Below are 19,896 nucleotides of genomic sequence, written 5' to 3'. Positions count from 1 at the left end.
CGGGTGCGCCGGGCAGGGCTGGCGTCGCGCCGCCCGAGGCGGCCTGCACCTCGGCGGCGGCGGCCTTTTGGCGCGCGGCCTCGGCGCTGCGCTTCTTGGCGGCCGGATCCAGCACGAAGAACTGGTAGGCGATCAGGATCAGAACCGCGCTGACCACGAAGATGATCGTGTTGCGGTTGTTGTTCTCTTGCATGGGGACGCGCGCTCAGGCGGAAGAAGAAGGGGCGCGCTGCGAGGCGCGGGACGGGCTGTCGCTTTCGGCCGCGAGGCTTATCAGCGCGGTTTTCACATCGTCAAGCAAACGCGGCCACGCCCGGGTGGGCGCGCCGTTGCGAGCGATCAAAACATAGTCAAAGCCGGGCTTGCCGAGTTGCGGCAAAATCGCCTGCGCGGCCGCGCGCATGCGCCGCTTGGCGCGGTTGCGCACCACGGCGCCGCCGATCTTGCGGGTGGCGGTGAAGCCGACGCGAATGACGGGGGAATCGTCGGCCCGGTCACGGGCCTGCATCACCACCGCGCCTTTGGCGTGCGAAGACGCCCGCGCGGCGGCGAGAAAGTCCGAGCGCTTCTGAATGCGTTCGATGACTTTAGGGGCGTCGGTCATGCCGACACCTTAGGCTCTAAGACGCGGATGCGTCTTAGGCGGTCAGGCGCTTGCGGCCCTTGGCGCGACGGCGAGCCACGATCTTGGCGCCGTTCTTCGTCGCCATGCGCGCGCGGAAACCGTGACGGCGTGCACGCACCAGTCGGGACGGTTGGAAAGTCCGCTTCACGAGATCAACTCCGGTATAAAATTGAGCGGCGGTTCCTAAGGGGTGCAGGGAGAGGAGTCAACCTTCTCCTGTGTTTTCAGGCCGCCAAGGTCAAGATAATCGGTCCGCGACGGGTCGCGACCAGGGTATGTTCGTATTGGACGGTCGGTTCGTGGCCCGGCGGGGTCAGGGTCCAGCCGTCGTCGCCCTCCTCGACCCAGTCGGCGCCGAGCGACAGGAACGGCTCGATGGTGAACACCAGGCCCTCGTGAATCCGGCGGCGGTCGCCCGGCTCCCACCAGGTCGGAATCTCGGCGGGTTCGTCGTGCAGCGAGCGCCCCACGCCGTGGCTGGCCAGGTTGGTGACCAGCGAGTAGCCGTTCTTGTCGGCGAAGCCCTGGATGGCCTTGCCGACCTCGTTGAGCTTGGCGCCCGGGCGCACGGCGCGGATGCCGGCCCACATGGCGCGGCGGCCGTCGCGGCACAGCCGCTCGATGTTCGGCTTGACCGGCGGCACCGCGAAGCTGGCGCCGGTGTCGCCGAAGAAGCCGTTGAGCTCGGCCGAGACGTCGATATTGACCAGGGTCCCGGCCTCGATGCGTCGATCGTCGGGAATGCCGTGCGCGCAGTCCGGGGCGACCGAGATGCAGGTCGCGCCGGGGAAGTTGTAGGTCAGCTCCGGCGCCGAGCGGGCGCCCTCCAGCTCCAGCATCCGCCGGCCCAGCTGGTCCAGCTCGCGGGTGGTGATGCCTGGCTCCAGCGCCTTGCCCATGGCCTCCAGGGTCCGCGCCACCAGCCGGCCGGCGGCCTTCAGGCCCTCGAGTTCGTGTTCGTGTTCGACGGTCATGGGCCGAATATATAGCTCAGAGGTCGGGCCGCACGATGGTTTTGCCGACCACCTTGCGCTCGGCCAGCGAGTCGAAGGCCGCGCGCCAGTCGCTCAGCGGGTACTCGTGGTCGACCCGCGGCTTCATCTGCGCCGCCAGGTCCCAGATCGCGGCCTGGTTTTCGCGGCCCTTCTCGGGGAATTGGCGCCCGTACTCGCCGGCCCGCACGCCCATCACCGAGAAACCCTTGATCAGCGCCATGTTGACGGGCAGCACCGGCAGCCGGCCCGAGGCGAAGCCGACCACCAGCAGGCGGCCGTCGAAGGCGATGCAGCGGGTGCTCTCGTCGAACACGTCGCCGCCTACGGGATCATAGATCACGTTCGCGCCGCGCCCGCCGGTGATCTCCTTGACCTTCTCGCGGAAGCCGCCGGTGACGTTGACGACGGCGTCGGGACGATACTCGCGCTCGACGATGGCCAGTTTGTCGTCCGAGGCCGAGGCGGCGATCACCCTGCAGCCGAGATGCTTGGCCAGGTCCACCGCCGCCAGGCCGACGCCGCCGGCCGCGCCGTGGACCAGGACCCACTCGCCGGGCTGCACCGCCGCGCGGCGGACCAGCGAGACATAGGCCGTCAGATAGGCCGTCGCGTACCCTGCCGCCTGGCTGAACGAAAGGCCCTCGGGCTTGCGGCGCAGGCCCGAGGCCGGGGTGACGGCGTATTCCGAGAATCCCCCGATCCGCGCCCCGCCGACCACCGGCTCGCCGATCTGGAACTGGTCGACGCCCTCGCCCAGGGCGCTGACCTCGCCGGCGATCTCCAGGCCAGGAATGAAGGGAAGCGGCGGCTTGTGCTGGTACTCGCCGCGGGTCTGCAGCAGATCGGGAAAGTTCACCGCCGCGGCCCGCACCCTGACCTGCACCTCGCCGGGGCCCGGGGCCGGGGTCTCGACTTCCTTCAGGACGCAGCCGCCGTACTCGGGCTTCAGTTCCTCAACCAGCAGCGCGCGCAATACGTCCCTCCAGACCTTCGCGGACCAGGCCCGCAACCTCCCGACACGCCACGTCGGCGCAGGGGACTACGCCGGTGAAGGCGGTGAACCCGTGGGCCATGGCGTCGTAGCAGCGATAGATCACCGGCACCCCGGCGCCGCGCAGGCGCCGCGCATAGGCCTCGCCCTGGTCGACCAGCGGGTCGAAGCCGGCGGTGACCACGACTGCGGGCGCCAGTCCGGCGAGGTCGGCTTCACGGATGGGCGACAGCCGCGGATCGGCGGGATCGGCGCCCGGGCCCATATAGTGCCCCATGAACCAGTCCATCAGCGGCCGCGACAGCGGAAAGGCCTCGGCATAGGTGGTCATCGAGGCGCTCTGGCTGGCGACGTCGACGCACGGATAGATCAGCAGCTGCAGGGCCGGCTGGGGTTCGCCGGCGCGGGCCAGCTCCTGGCAGATCACGGCCGCGAAGTTGCCGCCCATCGAGTCGCCGCCGATCACCGCCTGGCCGCTCGGCGCGCCGAACTGCGCAGCGTGGTCGCGGACGTACCTATAGCCCGCCAGGACGTCCTCCAGGCCGGCCGGGAACCGATGCTCGGGGGCCAGGCGGTACTCGACGGAAACCACCGGCGCCCGGGTCACCTTGGCCAGGATGCCGCAGAAGGCGTGGCTGGTGTCCAGGTCGCCGATCACCCCGCCGCCGAAGTGGGCGAAGACTATCGCCGGCGCGTTCGGGTCCGGCTGCTCAGGCCGGTAAAGGCGGGCCGGAATGCTGCGGTCCTGCGCCGGGATGGTCAGCGGCTCGACGCGCACGCCGGGCTCCGGACGGCCGCCATAGACCTTGGCGCCCTCGGCGCTGGTCCGGCGGGCCTCCTCTGGCGACAGCGAGGTCATCGCCGGCATGCGCGCGGCCTGGGCGGCCATGAACTGGAAGCGCGGATCCAGCGTGCGTCCGCCGCGATAGACAGCCGCGCCGCCGGACATCAGGCGCAGGATCGGCGAGGGCAGCGACAACAGGGCGCGGGCAAGCGTTCGCCGAAGACTCGCCACCGTGCCTACCCCTCCGCCTGCCGCAGGCCGTTGAGCCCGCCCTGGATCATCGCCACGGCGAAGGCGGTCGCGCCCTTGGTGTCGATCGGGCGGCGGGCCAGCATCTTCTCGCCGACGTCGCGGGCGATGGCGATGCAGGCGGCCGCCAGGTAATCGGGGTCGGTGGAGCTCGCCTCGCCGTCGTTCATTTCCTCGACGATGGCCGCACGCACCTCCTCGAAAACCGCGGACATCTCCGGGGTCTCGCCATGCACGTGCGGCTGGGTTTCTCCGGCCGGGCGCTGGCTCAGCCAGCTCTTGTGGGCGTCGGCCAGGAACAGGAAATAGGCCTCGATCGCCGCATGGACGAACTCTTCCCAATTGGCCGACTGCGCGCGCTGGGCCTTGAGCAGCGGCGCGAACTGCCGCGCCCCTTCGCTGGCCAGGGCCAGGTACACCTCGTCCTTGGATTTGAAGTAGTTGTAGAAGGTCCCCGCGGCCAGGCCCGTCCCGCGGATGATGTCGCGCACCGTGGCGGTCTCGTATCCGAGGTCCCCGAACACCTTGCGGGCGGCGTTGAGGATGGCCTGCCGGTTGGCGACCTTGGTCAGTTCGCGCTTGCCGGCGGGAAGATAGGCGACTTCGGACATCTCAGGCCTGACTCGGAAAGGTGACGCCCGTCATATTACGACCAGGGCGAGGCGGAAGCCAAGCTGCGGAAACGCTCCGGGTTCGGAGCAAGCGGCTCTCGGCGGCCAAGGGCCCGTGCTCACACCGTCCGGGCGGCGCGGTCCTTTGCGTTGGTGGTCTGGATCGCCTCCCGGGCGGCGGTCCATTCGGCGTCGCCCCAGCCGGCCAGGCGTGAAAAGTTGCCGCCGGAGGCCTGCCAGGCGGCGCCGTCGATGGCGATGGTCTGGCCGTTCACATAGGCGGACAGAGGGTGCAGCAGATAGACCGCCAGATTGGCCAGTTCGCGCATCTCGCCGACCCGGCCCATGGGGGCGCCGCTCATGTCGGAATAGGCGCCGCCCGTTTCCTGGCTCTGGCCGGGGTTGAGCCGTGCGCTCATGCCTTCGGTCGGGAACGGGCCCGGAGCGATGTTGTTGAACCGGATGCCGTGCTGGCCCCACTCGACCGCCAGCGACTGGCTCATGGTGGCGATCCCGGCCTTCGACATCGCCGAGGGCACGGTGAACGGCCCGCCGTTCCAGATCCAGGTGGTCAGGATCGAGATCACCGAGGCCCGCCGCCCTTCGGCGATCCAGCGCTTGCCGCACTCCAGGGTGACGAAGAACGAGCCGCGGAACACGATGTTGGCGATGGCGTCGAAGCCGCGCGGCGACAGGTCCTGGGTGCGGCTGATGAAGTTGCCGGCGGCGTTGTTGACCAGCCCGCTCAGCGCCCCGCCGTCGGCCCAGATGACGTCCAGCATCTCGGCGATCGCCTCCGGCACGCGGATGTCGCAGGCCAGGCCCACGCACTTGCCGCCGTGGGCGTCCATCAGCTCACGGGCGGTCTGTTCGACGACCCCGCCGCGGCGGCCGCAGATATAGACCTCGGCGCCCAGCATCAGCAGCGCCTCGGCCATCACCTTGCCCAGGCCCGTGCCGCCGCCGGTGATCAGGATTCGCTCGCCGGTCATCAGGCCCGGCTTGAACATCAGGTCGTCGGCGGTGAAATGGGCCATGGCGTTTCCTCCCGTGCGCTGCGGGAACTGCGCGCGGCCTGACGCCGCGTCGGTCAAGCAGGACGGGCGCAAAGAAAAAGGGCCGCCTTGCGGCGACCCCTTCGTTCCTGGACGTCTTCTTATCCTTAGAATTCTTCCCAGCTGTCCTCGTCGACGCGGGCGGCGGTCGCCAGGGCGGTGGCCCCGCGGGTGGCCGGGCGCGGCGCGGGCTGGTGGGCGCGCGGGGCGCCGACCGTGCGGGTGGCGGTCTGCACGCCGCCGCCGGTGACCTTGAAGCGGGCGACCAGCCGGGCCAGTTCCTGGGCCTCGTCGGCCAGCACGCGGCTTGCGGCCGTGGACTGCTCGACCATGGCGGCGTTCTGCTGGGTGACCTGGTCCATCTGGTTGACCGCGGTGTTCACCTGGCCGAGGCCGAGGGCTTCTTCCTTGGCGCTGGCGGCGATCTCGCCGACCACGGTGGAGATCTCGCCGACCTGGCGGACGATGCGCTCCAGGGCCTTGCCGGTCTCGCCGACCAGGCTGACGCCCGAGGCGACCTGCTGGCTGGAGGCGCTGATCAGGGTCTTGATCTCCTTGGCCGCTTCGGCCGAGCGCTGGGCCAGGGCCCGCACTTCCGAGGCGACGACCGCGAAGCCGCGGCCCGCTTCTCCGGCGCGGGCGGCTTCAACCCCCGCGTTCAGGGCCAGCAGGTTGGTCTGGAAGGCGATTTCGTCGATCACCCCGATGATCTGGCTGATCTGCTTGGCCGAGCTCTCGATCTGGCCCATCGCCTCGATGGCGCGGCCGACCACCAGGCCGCCTTCTTCGGCGTCGGTCTTGGCGGCGGCGACGGCTTCACGGCCGTGGCTGGCGCCCTCCGAGGTCTTGTTGACCGTGGCGGTGATCTCGTCCAGCGCCGCGGCGGTTTCTTCCAGGGTCGCGGCCTGATGCTCGGTGCGGCGCGACAGGTCGTCGGCCGAGGTGCTGATCTCGCCCGCGCCCGACTGGATGGAGGCGGTGGCGCCGGCGATCGCGCCCATGGCTTCTTCCAGCTTGGCCGAGGCGGCGTTGAAGTCGTCGCGCAGCTTGCGGTAGTCGCCCGGGAACTCGGCGTCCAGGCGGTAGGTCAGGTCGCCGGCGGCCAGGCTGTCGAGGCCGCGGGCCAGCGAGTTGACCACCATCGCCTGTTCCTCGGCGATGGCCGCGGCGGCTTCGGCGTTCTGGCGACGGGTGACCTCGGCGGCGGCCTCGGTCTGCTCGTGCTCGACGCGCAGCTTTTCCAGATGCAGCTGGTTGTCGCGGAACACCGTCAGCGACGAGACGATCGCGCCGAGTTCGTCCTTGCGGGCCAGCTTGTTGAGATCGATCGAGCTGTCGCCGCGGGCCAAAGCCTCGGTGGCGCCGGCGATCTGCTTGACGTCGCGGCGCAGCATCATGGTCAGCGCCCAGGCCAGGGCCCCGGCGATCAGCAGCGTCGCGACGGCGGCGACCATCTGGATCATCTGGGCGGTCTGCGAGCGCTGCTCGCTGGCCTTGGCGTTGGCGTCGGTCAGTGCGTTGTTGGCGGCGACGATCTTGTTCAGCGTGCCGGTCATGTTCGCGTATTCCTGCTCGAACGGAGCGGCGAACCCGGCGGCGGTGCCGAAGTCTGTGGTGATCATGGCCGCGATGACGTCCAGCGCGTCGCGGGTCTGCTTCAGGGCCTTGATCAGCTCCTGGAAGGATTTCTTCTGAGCAGCGGGGGCCTTGGCCTCCATCGCCTGGACTTCCTTGGTGATGGCGTCGACCTCGGCCAGCAGCTCCTGGCTCTCGCCCTCGATCTTGTCGGTGTCGATCGAGGCGGCCTGATGGGTCAGCAGGAAGTAAAGCTCGCCGTGAACGGCGGTGATCCGTTCGGAGACCTTCTGCAGCCGCAGGCTGTTGGGCAGGTCGGTATGTACGACCTGCTTCAAGTCGGCGGACTGGCCGCGTTGGATAATGACCGCGCCGCCGGCCGTAAGGGCCAGCATCACCAGAGCGAAAGCAGGTGCAAAGCCGATCTTCGCGATCAGCGGCAGGTCGACGAGCCTAAAGCGCATCACCAAAGTTTCCCCCGACTAGGTAGTATCCTTAGCTTCACAATGACGGGAGGTTGCTAACCAATCGTCACTGGAAATCCGCATTTCCCCGACATCACGTGCGTAATAGATATAAAGACACAACAATTGTGATTGCGGCGTTTACTTGGCGTTAACAAAATCGAATTCTCGGCCATCAGATTCTTTTAACCTGAATGCCTCATACAGGGCCTGCGTCCGTTATCTAGAAAGGAGTGGGGCCATGAAGAATCTCATCAAAATCGGCGGCGGTGTCGCCCTCTGCCTGGCGTTTGCCGGCGCGTCGGCTGCGGCTGATTTCCAAGAAAGCATGTCGAAGTGCCTGACCAAGCACGCCAACACCCGCGACGCGGCGGTGGTGATGCTCGAGTGCAACGCCACGGCGGGCAAGCTGTCGGGCTGCAAGGTCCTGGAAGACAGCAAGGCCGGCAAGGGCTTCGACAAGGCCGCCCTGTGCGTGGCCGACGCTCTGCCGATGGGCTCGAAGACCGGCGTCGTGAAGGTGCCGATGCGCTTCCCCGGCGGCGCGTAAGCAGCCGCAACAAGAATTCGCATTCTTGCACATCGCGCCCCCGGCCACGGCCGGGGGCGTTTTGCGTTTCGGGACTAGGCGCCCACCCGCTTCAGCAGTTCCTGCGCGGCGGCCGGGGCGCGGACCTTTCCTTCGTGGATGAAGAACACGAAGGTCTCGTGCGGGCCTTCCGCCGGCCCGGTGCGGTCGATGGGCGCAAGATCGCCGGGAACGCGCCCCTTCGAGTATTCGCCGAAGCGTTCGGCCCAGGCGTCCAGGTCTTCAGGCGCATAGCCGGTCTCGATCTTGTCCGAGCCCATCAGCAGGCGCGAATAGACGAAGTCGGCGGTGATGTCGGAGATCAGCGGATAGTTCTCGTTCTCCGAGACGCAGATCGCCACGTTGCGGTCGCGGCACATCTTGACGAACTTCGGATCGACGAAGCTGGCGTTGCGGACCTCGACGCAGTGGCGCAGCTTCAGCCCGCCATGGGTCTTGGGCAAGAGGTCGAGGAACCCGCCGAAGTCGGCCTCGTCGAACTTCTTGGTCGGCATGAACTGCCAGAGGATCGGGCCCAGCCGGTCGCCCAGTTCGACGATCCCCTGGTTCAGGAACTTGGCCACGGAGTCGCCGGCCTCCGCCAGCACGCGGCGATTGGTGCAGAACCGCGAAGCCTTCACCGTGAAGACGAAGCCGTCCGGGGTGGCGGCCGCCCACTTGGCGAAGGTCTCCGGCTTCTGGCTCGAATAGTAGGTGGAGTTGATCTCCAGCGAGGTGAGATGGCGACTGGCGTAGGCCAGCTCGTCCGCATGCTTGAGGCCTTGCGGATAGAAGACCCCGCGCCACGGTTCGAAGGTCCAGCCCCCGATCCCGGCCCGGATCTGACCTGCCTGCGCCATCTCGTTCCTCGCCTCTGCTACTTCCTCTCGGCCGCGGTCGCGTCCCGGGTCAGCTTGAATTCCGAGCCCGCCTTCCACTCCGGCCAGGTGGCGGAGTCAGCCAGTTGGCGGCCCAGCTCGAACATCAGTTGGCCGTCCTGGGCGATCCCTTCAAGGTTCCAGCTGGCGTCGAAGTGGTCGGCCGGCTGGTGATAGCGGTCGGCGGTGTAGGCCTTCGACCAGGCCGCGCCGGCTTCCTTGCCGCCTTGCACCAGATCGTAGCCCGAGCCGAACGAGATCGCCGGCACGCCGCGCTTGGCGAACGGGAAGTGGTCCGAGCGGAAGAACAGGCCCGCTTCAGGCTTGGAGTCCGGCGTGTAGTGGCGGCCGTGGCTCTTGCCGACCGCGACCAGCGCGTCCTGCAGGGTCGAGGCCGCGTCGCCCGAGGTGGTGAAGTCCTTGGCCGGGCCGGCCGGCGACAGGGCGTCCATGTTGATGTTCGCGACCGTCTTGCCGAGCGGGTAGAGCGGGTTGGCGGCGTAGTATTCCGAGCCCAGCAGGCCCTTTTCCTCGGCGGTCACCGCCAGGAACACCACGGAGCGGTCCGGCTGCGGACCCTTGGCGAAGGCGCGGCCGATCTCGATCATGGTGGCGATGCCGTCGGCGTTGTCGACCGCGCCGTTGTAGATCGTATCGCCCTTGGCGTCCGGCAGGCCGACGCCCAGGTGGTCCCAGTGGCCCGAATAGATGATGGTCTCGTCCGGGCGCTTGGCGCCGGGGATCAGCCCGACCACGTTCTTCGAGACGATCTTCTGCACGTCGACGCCGTAGTCGGTCGAGAAGGTCGCGCCCTTCAGTTCCACCGGCTTGAAGTCGCGGGTCTGGGCCTGCTTCTTGGCGGCTTCGAAGTCGAGGCCGGCGGCCTTGAACAGCTCGACCGTGCGGTCGCGCTGAATCCAGCCTTCCAGCAGGGCGTGGGCCTCGCTCGGCTTGTCGCGGATGATGTCGAACAACGGGGCGGTGTTGGAGTTCTTCACCGTCGCCCAGCCGTAGGAAGCCGGCGCGGTCTCGTGCACCACCAGGAACCCGATCGCGCCGCGGCGCGCGGCCTCCTCGTACTTGTAGGTCCAGCGGCCGTAATAGGTCATCGCCTTGCCGCCGAAGGCGCCTTTCCCTGTCTCGAAGTCGGGATCGTTGACCAGCACCAATGCGACCTTGCCCTTCAGGTCGACGCCCTTGAAGTCGTCCCAGTTGCGCTCCGGCGCGGTGACGCCATAGCCGACGAAGACGATCGGCGCGTCCTTGACGGCGACCCGCTCGGCGCCGGTCTGGGCGGCCCGCAGCGCGACCTCCTCGCCCTGGGTCCAGGCCTGGGTCTTGCCGCCGGCGGTGACGCCGACCGAGACGGGGCCCTTGATCTCAAAGCGGGCCAGCGGCACGTCCTGGGTCCAGGCGCGCTGGCCCTCCACCAGATCTCCACCCGGCTTCAATCCGGCGTCCTTGTACTGCTCAATGATGTAGGCGACCGTCTTCTTCTCGCCTTCGGTGGCCGGGCCACGCCCTTCGAACTCGTCCGACGCCAGCACCTTCACGTGCTCGGCGATCTTGGCGGGGTTGATATCGCCGGCGAGGGCCGGGGCGGCGAAAACGGCCCAAATCGCGGCGCCAGCGAGCAGAAACTGTTTCATAGTGCACTCAAATGGGGGGTGGAATTGCGCGGAACCCTAGTTCGCGACGTGGTCTGGCGCCAGTGCCATGCGACCGGCATGCGACACTTGGAATGCGCTTTGCCGATTGTCTCGTCTCTGCAATCGACCTGAAGCATGAGCGCGGCTAAGAACGGAACGCCGGTATCGAGGTCCGCGCCGCACGTGCTTGTCGTGCCGGGCGCGGTGGGCGGTGTCGCAAGTCGATAATGATGAAAAGAGCGATGCGCCTAGTTACCCCTGCGGTCGGATCGGTGACCGGCCTGGCCCTGATGCTGTCGGCCTGCGCCTCCACCCGCGACGTCGATACCCGCCTTCCGGCCGCCTACGAGGCGCCGTCCTCGCCGGCCATCGCCGCGGCCCCCTCGCTGGAGACGTGGTGGACGGGGTTCGACGACCCGCAGCTCACCGCCCTGATCACCGAGGCGCTCGCGGCCAGCCCGGACGCTCGGAGCGCGGCGGCCAAGCTGCGCGAGGCGCGCGCCACTCGCGCCGGCGCCCTGACCAGCTTCCTGCCCCAGGGCAATCCCCGCGGTTCGATCACCGAGACCGACAGCAAGGTGATCGACGGGGCCGCGCTCAACATTCCGGGCCTCTCGAGCAACGGCGACAGCCGCACCGAGACCGCCAATTTCGACGTCAGCTGGGAAATCGACCTCTTCGGCCGCATCTTCGCCGCCCGCCGCGCGGCGAACGCCGAAATGGCGGCGGCCCGCCTCGACTATGAAGCCGCCCGCGCCAGCCTCGCGGCGGCGGTGGCCGACGGGTATTTCCAGGCCCGGGGCCTGGCGATCCAGCTCGACGACGCCCGCGCCACCGAACGGATCCAGGCCGAGCTTTTCCGCATCGTCGACATCCGCGCGCAGCGCGGCCTGGCCGCGAGCGCCGACGCCGACCGCGTGGCCGGCGACCTCGCCCAGGCCAGGTCTCAGGTCGCCGGTCTGGAAGCCGAGCTGCAGGCCGCCCGGCGCAACCTGCTGATCCTCACCGGCCGCGGGATTGAACCGCTGGCCGCCCTGCCGATCGACGCCGAGGTGGGCGTGGCCCCGCAGGTTCCGGACGTGCTTCCCGGCGAGCTGCTCGCCCGCCGCCCCGACGTGCGCCGCGCCGAGGCGATGCTCGCCTCGGCCCTCGGACGCCTCGACTACGCCAAGCTGGCCTTCTTTCCGACCTTCAAGCTGGCGCCGGGCGTCGGCCTGCAGACGAACGACCAGCCCGGCTATTCGGCGACGACCCAGAGCTGGAGCATCGGCGCCAACGTCGTCGTCCCGGTGCTCGACATCCCGCGCCTGCTCTCGGAGATGAAGGCCCAGGACGCCCGTTCCGAACAGGCCGCCATCGCCTACGAAAAGGCCGTCCAGACCGCCTTCGGCGAGGCGGAGAATTCGCTGGTCCAGCTGGAGGCCGATCGTCGCCGCGTCGATCTGCTGACGGACGGCGAGATCCGCGCCCGGCGCGCCTACGAGGCGTCCCGCAAGGGCTATGTCGCCGGCTTCATCGATCTGCAGGCCACGCTCGACAACGAGCGCGCCTGGCGCACCGTGCGCACCCTGAAGACCGCCGCCCAGGTGCAGGCTCTGCGCCGCGCGGTTCAGACCTACAAGGCGCTCGGCGGCGGTTGGCCGCTCGAGACCGCCCCGACCAACAAAGAGGCTCGCTGAAGTGACGAGAACCAAGACCATCCTGGCCCTCGCCGTCGGCCTGGCTTCCGCCGTGACGCTCGCCGCCTGCGGTTCCAAGGAGCCGCCGAAGAAGGACCCGGCCGCCCAGGCGCGCGCGGTGTCGGTGGTGCGGCTGGAGCCGCGGGCGATCACCGGCGCGCTCAGCGCCTCGGGCACGCTGCGCCCGCGCGAAGAAGCCGCCGTGGCCGCCGAGGTCGCCGGTTTCCGCGTGCTGCGCGTCAATGCCGACGTCGGCGACACGGTGCGCGCCGGCCAGGTGCTGGTGCAGCTCGACCCCGCCCTGCTCGAGGCCCAGATCGCTCAGGCGCAGGCGCAGGCCGCCCAGGCCGAGGACCAGGCCAAGCGCGTCGCCGACCTCGACGGCCAGGGCGTGCTGGCCCAGGAACAGATCGCCCAGCGCAGGTTCCAGGCCCAGGCCGCCCGCGCGAACTTGCGCGACCTGCAGACCCGCCTGGCCAAGCTCTCCGTCGTCGCGCCGGTGTCCGGCGTGATCCTCGAACGCACCGTGCGTCCGGGCGACCTGTCGTCCGGCGGCGGCACGCCGTGGTTCCGCATCGCCCGCGACGGCCAGATGGAACTGGGCACCGACATGTCGGAAGACGACCTGGCGCGCATCCGGGTCGGGCAGGCCGCGACCGTCACCCTGCCGGGCGGCGGCCAGGTGCAGGGCACGGTGCGCATCGTCAGCCCGCAGATCGACGCCCAGACCAAGCTCGGCCAGGTCCGCGTTCTGCTGCCGGCGCGCTCCGACATCCGCGCCGGCGGTTTCGCCCGTGCGGTCTTCGCCGACGCCAGCGCATCGACGCTCGCCCTGCCTGAAACCGCGATCCGCTACGACGCCAATGGCGCGGCGGTCATGGTGGTCGGCGCCGACAACCGCGTGAAGCACGTCGCCGTCCAGACCGGCCAGCGCGGCTCGGGACTCGTCCAGATCGTCAAGGGCCCGGCCTCGGGTTCCCGCGTGGTTCAGAACGCGGCCTCGTTCCTGCTCGACGGCGACCTGGTGAAGCCGGTCGAGACCAGCGCGGCCGCGGCCCAGCCTGCTGCGCCGCAACCCGCCGCGAGGGCCAAATGAGCGAGCATCAAGGCGGAGGCTCCGGCTTCCCGATCTCGGCCTGGGCGATCCGCAACCCGGTTCCCGTCACCCTGCTGTTCATCGGCCTGCTGGTCGCCGGCATGATCGCCTATTCGGGGCTGGCGGTTAAGCAGTTCCCGAACATCCAGTTCCCGGTGGTCGCCATCACGGTGACCCAGAGCGGCGCCGCGCCCGGGGAAATGGAGACCCAGATCACCCGGCCGGTCGAAGACGCCATGTCGGGCATCACCGGGGTCAAGAACATCCAGTCGGTGGTGACCCAGGGCGTCTCGACGACGTCCATCCAGTTCGAAATGGGCGAGGATCTTCAGAAGAAGACCGACGAAGTCCGCGCCAAGGTCGACCAGACCCGCCAGATCCTGCCGCGCGATATCGACGAGCCGACCGTCACCCGGGTCGAGATCGACGACGCCTTCCCGATCATCACCTACGCGGTCGAAGCGCCGTCGATGTCGGACGAGCAGCTCTCCTGGTACGTCGACGACAAGATCGCCCGCGATCTTCAGACCGTGAGCGGCGTCGCCCAGATCACCCGCGTCGGCGGCGTCGCGCGCGAGATCAACGTCGTCGTCGATCCCGACAGGCTGGCGGCGCGCGGCCTGACCGCGGCCGAGGTCAACAACGCCCTGATGGCCTTTCAGCAGGACGCGCCCGGCGGCCGCGTCCAGGTCGGCGGCCGCGAGCAGACCATCCGCGTGCTCGGCTCGGCCGAGACCGTCGCCCAGCTGCGGGCCATGACCATCGCCACCGGCGGCGGCGGCTTCGTCCGCCTCACCGACGTCGCCGACGTCGGCGAAGGCTCGGCCGAGGCGCGCGGCTTCGCGCGCCTGAACAACCGCCCGGTGGTCGGCTTCCAGGTCAGCAAGACCAAGGAATCCTCGGACGTCGACGTCGAAGACGGCGTGAACGTCAAGCTGGCCGAGATCGCCAAGGCCGACCCCAACGTCAAGTTCACCAAGATCTACGCCTCGGTCGACGAGACCCGCGCCAACTTCCGCGCCACTCAGCACGTGCTGCTCGAAGGCATGGTGCTGGCGGCCCTGGTGGTGCTGCTGTTCCTGCGCGACTGGCGCGCGACGGCCATCACCGTGCTGGCCATGCCGATCTCGCTGATCCCGACCTTCTTCGTGATGAAGCTGGCCGGCTTCTCGCTGAACCTGGTGACGCTGCTGGCTCTGACCCTGGTCATCGGCATCCTCGTCGACGACGCCATCGTCGAGATCGAGAACATCGAAAAGCGCGTCGCCCGCGGCGTGCGGCCGTTCAAGGCGGCGCTGGAAGGCGCCGACGCCATCGGCCTGGCGGTGGTGGCGACCACCTTCGCCATCGTGGTGGTGTTCACCCCGGTCAGCTTCATGCCCGGCATCCCGGGCCAGTTCTTCAAGGAGTTCGGCCTCACCGTCTCGGTGGCGGTGCTGTTCTCGCTGCTGGTCGCGCGCCTGGCGACGCCGCTGATGGCGGCCTACTTCCTCAAGCCGACGGTGCATGAGCGGCCGCAGAAGCCGTTCGAGGGCTTCTATCCCAGCGCCCTCAAGTGGGCGCTCGAGCATCGCATTCTCGCCTCCATCGCCGGCCTGCTGCTGTTCGTCTGTTCGGCGATGATGATCGGCTTCCTGCCCAAGGGCTTCCAGCCGCCCGGCGATCCGGACTACGTCTACATCAACGTCCAGGGGCCGCCCGGCGCGACCATCGGCGACATGGAGCGCGCGGTCCAGCAGGCCACGCAGGTCATGGCCGCCCAGCCGGAGGTCACCGGCGTCTTCAGCCAGGTCGGCTCGACCGTGGCGAACTTCGGCCCCGGCGGGGGCGGCGGCGGCAGCGACCTGCGCAACGGCACCATCACCGTGCTGTTGAGCGGCGACCGCAAGGTCACCGGCAACGAGCTCAAGGACCGGGTCCGCGCCCAGATCGCCGCGGTTCCGGACGTGCGGCTCAACTTCCTGGACGGTCAGGGCTCGGCCGGGTTCGAGCAGATCCTGATCAGCTCCGACCCCAAGGCGCTGGAGCAGGCCGCCCTCGAGCTCGAGCGGCAGATGCGGACCTTGACCAAGGTCACCGACCCGCGCCCGAAGAACCCGCCGATCGGCCCCGAACTGGTGATCCGGCCCAGGCCCGACGAGGCCGCGCGCCTCGGCGTCTCGGTGACCGCGATCGCCCAGGCCGCCCGCGTCGCCACCGTCGGCGACATCGACGCCAACATTCCGAAGATGAACGAGGGCGAGCGGCGCATCCCCATCCGGATCCGCCTGCCGGAATCGGCGCGCGCCGACATCGAGCAGATCCGTCAGCTGCGCCTGCCGACCGCCTCGGGCGGCTCCACGACGCTCGGCGCCGTGGCCGATGTGGAGTTCCAGGCCGGCCCGGCGCGGATCGACCGTCTCAACCGCCAGCGCCAGATGACCGTCCAGGCCGAACTGGCCGACGGGGTGGAGCTCGGCGACGCGACCCAGGTCGTCCACCAGCTGCCGATCATGAAGAAGCTGCCGCCCGGGGTCGCCCCCAGCGCCATCGGCGACGCCGAGGCCATGGCCGAGATGTTCGGCGGCTTCGTGGTCGCCTTCGCCACCGCCGTGTTCCTGATGTTCGCCGTGCTGGTGCTGCTGTTCCGCAGCTTCTTCAAGCCGATCGTCATCCTGGCCGCCCTGCCGCTGGCCGTGGGCGGGGCCTTCATCGGCCTGTTCATCTTCAACCTGTCGCTCTCGATCCCCTCGCTGATCGGCTTCCTGATGCTGATGGGCCTGGCGGCCAAGAACTCGATCCTGCTGGTCGAGTATGCGATCGAGCGCGAGCGCGAGGGCATGCCCCAGCGGGACGCCCTGATCGAGGCCTGCCGCGAGCGGGCCCGGCCGATCGTCATGACCACCGTGGCCATGGCGGCGGGGATGCTGCCGACCGCCCTGGCCCTGGAGAAGGGCGCCGAGTTCCGTCAGCCGATGGCCGTGGCGGTGATCGGCGGGCTGATCACCTCGACCCTCCTGTCGCTGGTGCTGGTGCCGGTGGTCTACGAGTTCGTCGACGACTTCGAGAACTGGCTGCGGCCCAAGCTCGCCAAGCTGATCACCCCGCGCGAGGCGCCTGGCGAGACGGTCTCCGACGACGGCCGCTAAGCGGCGCCGTTGCGGGGCCGGGCAGGCCGGCTATGCTCTGCAGCTGATGGTTGCGGGATGTAGGGCATGACGACGTTTTCGTTCGGCGGCGCGGTCGGGGCGGGGTTCGGCGTCATCGCCCGCAACCCGCTGGCCTTCCTGGCCTGGTGCGCCGTCTACTTGGTCGTCGCGCTGGGGCCGCTGGCGCTGATGGCGGCGGCCATCTGGCCGCAGTTCGGCGCCCTGGCCGCGCTGGCCGAGGCCGAGGTCGAGCCGGATTCGCCGGCCGCCACCCAGCAGATGATGTCGCTGATGGGCCAGGTCAACGCGCTGTCGCTGCTCCAGTGGGCGACCAGCCTGGCGTCCAGCACCCTGATCGTCGGCGCGGTGTTCCGCGCGGTGCTCGAGCCGCAGAACCGCCGGTGGTTCTTCCTGCGTCTCGGCCGCCAGGAGTTCTGGCTGGCGCTGTGCCTGGTGGTCGTCGCGGTCGTGGCGATCCTGCTGGTCGCGCTTAGTACGTTCCCGATCATGATCACCTCGCTGGTCCTGGTCGCCGCCGGTCCCAGTCAGACCTTGGCGCCCGGCGTCGGGCTGGGCATCGGGGCCATGGTCCTGATCGCGCTCGGCGCAATGCTCTGGCTGTTCGTTCGCTTCTCGCTCGGCCTGCCGATGTCGTTCGCCGGCAGCTACTTCCGGCTGTTCGAGTCCTGGACCCTGACCCGCGGCCACGCGGCCAAGATGGTGCTGGTCGGCGTGGCGGTCAGCCTGCTCGCCACCCTCGTCCAGATCGCGGTCTTCGTGGGCTTCATCTTCGCGGCGGTGGCGATCCTGCGGCCGACCGGCGAGTTCGACGTCACCACCCTGACCTTCGCCCAGGTCGCGCCGATCCTCGCCCTGGCCGCCATCCTCATGGCCCTGGTCAGCGTGTTCGGCACGGTGCTCTACAGCGCCCCGCTGGCGCAGATCTATCGCCAGCTCGCCCCGGACCCGGCCGACGCCTAGATCTCCCGGCGCAGCACGCGGGCGAACAGCTCGGGATCGACATTGCCGCCGGACAGGATCAGTCCGGTGGCGTTGTCGCCGAAGTCGGCGACCTTGCCGGCCAGCAGCGCGGCCAGGCCGACCGATCCGCCCGGCTCGACCACCAGCTTCAGCACCGCGAACGCATAGCGCATCGCCTCGGCCACCTCGGCGTCGGTGACGACCGCCACGTCGGCCACGGTCTTCTGCAGCACCGGAAAGGTCAGCAGCCCCGGCGCCGGGCTCTCCAGCGCGTCGCACAGCGAGCGGGTGGCCGGCTGGGTCACGATCCGCTCGCCCGCCTGCAGCGAGCGCAGGGTGTCGTCGAAGCCGGCCGGCTCGACGCCGACGATCGCCGTGCCCGGCGACAGCGCCTTGACCGCGGTCGAGACGCCGGCCAGCAGCCCGCCGCCGCCGATCGGCGAGATGACCGTATCGAAGCTCACGCCGCGGGCCTGGCCTTGCCTGACCAGCTCCAGCCCGACCGTGCCCTGGCCGGCGATCACGTGGAGGTCGTCGAAGGCCGGCACCGTCACCGCCCCACGCTCGGCGGCGATGGCCGCGGCGATCGCCTCGCGGCTCTCGGTCAGCCGGTCATAGAGCTTGATTTCGGCCCCATAGCCGCGGGTCGCCTCGACCTTCACGCTCGGCGCGTCGGCCGGCATGACGATGATCGCCGGCATGCCCAGCAGCCGCGCCGCCAGCGCCACGCCCTGGGCATGGTTGCCGGACGAGAACGCCACCACGCCCCGCTTGGCCTGCTCGGCCGACAGCTGCGAAAGCCGGTTATAGGCCCCGCGGAACTTGAACGCCCCGACCCGCTGCAGGGTCTCGGGCTTGATCAGCACCCGCCGCCCCAGCCGCTCGTTGAGCGCCGGGCTCTCGATCAGCGGCGTCTCGAGCGCGTGTCCCGCCAGCCGCCCGGCGGCGGCCTCGATGTCGGCCAGGGTGACGCTCATGCCGCGCAAGCCATGGCGGCCGGATCGCGGACGGGACGGGGGAGGCGAATGCGTGCTCGGATCATGGCCCATTCATAGCCTGGGCGGTCCGTCCAGGCGACCGCCGCGCCTCGCGATCGGGGTCCGGGGCTTGACGCGGAGCCCGCCCGCTGGTTTACCCCCGCCGAACGGAGAGCCGCCGCCCGCTGGGCCCGCGCATCCGGTTCCTACAATCGATCAAGTCCACCCGCCGAGTCCTGTCGAAGGGCGTGGTTGGACCCGCTCGGGCAGGCCGGGAGATCGTATCCGAATGGCCAATGTGACCGTGATCGGCGCTCAGTGGGGCGACGAAGGCAAGGGCAAGCTCGTCGACTGGCTGTCGAACCGCGCCGACGTCGTCGTGCGTTTCCAGGGCGGCCACAACGCCGGCCACACCCTGGTGGTCGGCGACCAGGTCTACAAGCTCAGCCTGCTGCCCTCGGGCGTGGTCCAGGGCAAGCTGTCGGTGATCGGCAACGGCGTCGTCGTCGACCCCTGGCACCTGCTGGAAGAGATCGCCAAGCTCGGCTCGCAGGGCGTGACCATCACGCCCGACCTGCTGGTCCTGGCCGACAACGCCGCCCTGATCCTGCCGCTGCACCGCGACCTCGACCAGGCTCGCGAAGCCGCCGCCGTCAACAAGATCGGCACTACCGGCCGCGGCATCGGCCCGGCCTACGAGGACAAGGTCGGCCGTCGCGCCATCCGCGTCGACGATCTGCGTGACCGCGACGCCCTGGAGGCCAAGATCGACCGCCTGCTGGCTCACCACAAGCCGCTGCGCGCGGGCCTGGGCCTGCCGGAATACGACGGCGCCGAGCTGCTGGCGGCGCTCGAAGAGATCGCCCCGAAGATCCTTCCCTTCGCCCAGCCGGCCTGGCGCCTGCTCGACAGCGTCGTGAAGTCCGGCAAGCGCGTGCTGTTTGAAGGCGCGCAGGGCGCCCTGCTCGACGTCGATCACGGCACCTATCCCTATGTGACCTCGTCCAATACCGTCGCTGGCCAGGCCGCCGCCGGCTCGGGCCTGGGGCCGAAGGGGCCCGGCTTCGTGCTCGGCATCGTCAAGGCCTACACCACCCGCGTCGGCGAGGGTCCGTTCCCGACCGAGCTGTCGGACGAGATCGGCCAGCACCTGGGCACGGTCGGCCGCGAGTTCGGCGTGGTCACCGGCCGTCCGCGTCGCTGCGGCTGGTTCGACGCGGTGCTGGTGCGCCAGTCGGTGGCGCTCAACGGCATCGACGGCATCGCGCTGACCAAGCTCGACGTGCTGGACGGCCTGCCGAAGCTGAAGATCTGCGTCGGCTACAAGCTGAACGGCGAAGTGCTCGACTATCTGCCCGCCGGTCTCAAGTCGCAGTCGGCGCTGGAGCCGGTCTACGAGGAGATGGACGGCTGGAGCGAAAGCACCGCCGGGGCCACCTCCTGGAAGGACCTGCCGGCCAATGCGGTGAAGTATGTCCGCCGCGTCGAGGAACTGATCGGCGCCCCGGCGGCCATGGTCTCGACCAGCCCGCAGCGCGACGACACCATCATGGTCCGCGACCCGTTCCAAGACTGATCGGAGACGGGCGGC

17 protein-coding genes and 1 pseudogene are annotated in these 19,896 nt (G+C 69.4%); 6 read left to right on the top strand and 12 right to left on the bottom strand.

Annotated features, from left to right (window positions below; all coding sequences use genetic code 11):
• The 9 genes and pseudogenes from OUA97_RS11875 to OUA97_RS11835 all read right to left on the bottom strand — a co-directional run.
• Positions 1-193, bottom strand: a pseudogene (locus OUA97_RS11875) (membrane protein insertase YidC); the annotation flags it as partial.
• Positions 194-205: 12 nt separating this feature from the next.
• Complete coding sequence (gene rnpA, locus OUA97_RS11870; RefSeq protein ID WP_267232101.1) at positions 206-604, bottom strand: ribonuclease P protein component; 399 nt, start codon at positions 602-604, stop codon at positions 206-208.
• A gap of 34 nt (positions 605-638) precedes the next feature.
• The gene (rpmH, locus tag OUA97_RS11865; RefSeq protein WP_056017364.1) at positions 639-773 is read right to left on the bottom strand and encodes a 50S ribosomal protein L34; all 135 of its coding nucleotides are present in this window, start codon (positions 771-773) and stop codon (positions 639-641) included.
• 76 nt (positions 774-849) lie between these two features.
• Entirely contained in the window at positions 850-1,599 is a 750-nt protein-coding gene (map, locus tag OUA97_RS11860) for a type I methionyl aminopeptidase (RefSeq protein WP_267232100.1), read from the bottom strand.
• A gap of 16 nt (positions 1,600-1,615) precedes the next feature.
• Complete coding sequence (locus OUA97_RS11855) at positions 1,616-2,593, bottom strand: NADPH:quinone oxidoreductase family protein (protein WP_267232099.1); 978 nt, start codon at positions 2,591-2,593, stop codon at positions 1,616-1,618.
• Positions 2,574-3,626: an alpha/beta hydrolase gene (locus OUA97_RS11850; RefSeq protein WP_267232098.1), complete on the bottom strand. Its 1,053-nt coding sequence runs from the start codon at positions 3,624-3,626 to the stop codon at positions 2,574-2,576. Before OUA97_RS11850 ends, OUA97_RS11855 begins: the two co-directional genes overlap by 20 nt.
• Before the next feature lie 5 nt (positions 3,627-3,631).
• Positions 3,632-4,255 carry a TetR/AcrR family transcriptional regulator gene (locus OUA97_RS11845; protein WP_267232097.1) on the bottom strand — a complete coding sequence of 208 codons (624 nt, stop codon included), beginning with the start codon at positions 4,253-4,255 and terminating at the stop codon, positions 3,632-3,634.
• A gap of 119 nt (positions 4,256-4,374) precedes the next feature.
• Positions 4,375-5,292 carry an SDR family oxidoreductase gene (locus tag OUA97_RS11840; RefSeq protein ID WP_267232096.1) on the bottom strand — a complete coding sequence of 306 codons (918 nt, stop codon included), beginning with the start codon at positions 5,290-5,292 and terminating at the stop codon, positions 4,375-4,377.
• Positions 5,293-5,417: 125 nt separating this feature from the next.
• Entirely contained in the window at positions 5,418-7,349 is a 1,932-nt protein-coding gene (locus OUA97_RS11835) for a methyl-accepting chemotaxis protein (protein ID WP_323690748.1), read from the bottom strand.
• Between the two features lie 241 nt (positions 7,350-7,590).
• Here OUA97_RS11835 and OUA97_RS11830 point away from each other — a divergent pair, with 241 nt between their 5' ends.
• The gene (locus tag OUA97_RS11830) at positions 7,591-7,899 is read left to right on the top strand and encodes a hypothetical protein (RefSeq protein ID WP_267232094.1); all 309 of its coding nucleotides are present in this window, start codon (positions 7,591-7,593) and stop codon (positions 7,897-7,899) included.
• A gap of 74 nt (positions 7,900-7,973) precedes the next feature.
• On the opposite strand, the gene OUA97_RS11825 is transcribed toward OUA97_RS11830, so the two are convergent.
• A complete protein-coding gene (locus tag OUA97_RS11825) occupies positions 7,974-8,777 on the bottom strand; it encodes a DUF72 domain-containing protein (protein ID WP_267232093.1) in 804 nt (267 codons plus the stop codon).
• A gap of 17 nt (positions 8,778-8,794) precedes the next feature.
• Positions 8,795-10,444, bottom strand: coding sequence for a M28 family metallopeptidase (locus tag OUA97_RS11820; RefSeq protein ID WP_267232092.1), 1,650 nt, complete (start codon positions 10,442-10,444; stop codon positions 8,795-8,797).
• A gap of 242 nt (positions 10,445-10,686) precedes the next feature.
• Here OUA97_RS11820 and OUA97_RS11815 point away from each other — a divergent pair, with 242 nt between their 5' ends.
• The 4 genes from OUA97_RS11815 (at position 10,687) to OUA97_RS11800 (ending at position 17,328) form a co-directional block, all read left to right on the top strand.
• On the top strand, positions 10,687-12,123 hold the full coding sequence (locus tag OUA97_RS11815) for an efflux transporter outer membrane subunit (protein ID WP_267232091.1): 1,437 nt from the start codon (positions 10,687-10,689) through the stop codon (positions 12,121-12,123).
• A 1-nt stretch (position 12,124) separates the two neighbouring features.
• Positions 12,125-13,219, top strand: a complete 1,095-nt coding sequence (locus OUA97_RS11810; RefSeq protein WP_267232090.1) for an efflux RND transporter periplasmic adaptor subunit — start codon at positions 12,125-12,127, stop codon at positions 13,217-13,219.
• Positions 13,216-16,347: an efflux RND transporter permease subunit gene (locus OUA97_RS11805; protein ID WP_267232089.1), complete on the top strand. Its 3,132-nt coding sequence runs from the start codon at positions 13,216-13,218 to the stop codon at positions 16,345-16,347. Before OUA97_RS11810 ends, OUA97_RS11805 begins: the two co-directional genes overlap by 4 nt.
• A 66-nt stretch (positions 16,348-16,413) precedes the next feature.
• Entirely contained in the window at positions 16,414-17,328 is a 915-nt protein-coding gene (locus OUA97_RS11800; protein WP_267232088.1) for a hypothetical protein, read from the top strand.
• On the opposite strand, the gene OUA97_RS11795 is transcribed toward OUA97_RS11800, so the two are convergent.
• A complete protein-coding gene (locus OUA97_RS11795) occupies positions 17,325-18,305 on the bottom strand; it encodes a threonine ammonia-lyase (protein WP_267232087.1) in 981 nt (326 codons plus the stop codon). The genes OUA97_RS11800 and OUA97_RS11795 overlap by 4 nt on opposite strands.
• A 289-nt stretch (positions 18,306-18,594) precedes the next feature.
• On the opposite strand from OUA97_RS11795, the gene OUA97_RS11790 reads away from it, so the two are divergent.
• Positions 18,595-19,881 (top strand): adenylosuccinate synthase, encoded by a 1,287-nt coding sequence (locus OUA97_RS11790; protein WP_267232086.1) that lies wholly within the window; start codon positions 18,595-18,597, stop codon positions 19,879-19,881.
• The last annotated feature ends 15 nt before the right edge of the window (positions 19,882-19,896 follow it).

The sequence above is a fragment of the Phenylobacterium sp. 58.2.17 genome, assembly GCF_026411515.1.
Classification (GTDB): domain Bacteria; phylum Pseudomonadota; class Alphaproteobacteria; order Caulobacterales; family Caulobacteraceae; genus Phenylobacterium.
The sequence above is the reverse complement of the archived record's forward strand: the minus strand, read 5'-3'. Positions and strand labels throughout refer to the sequence as shown.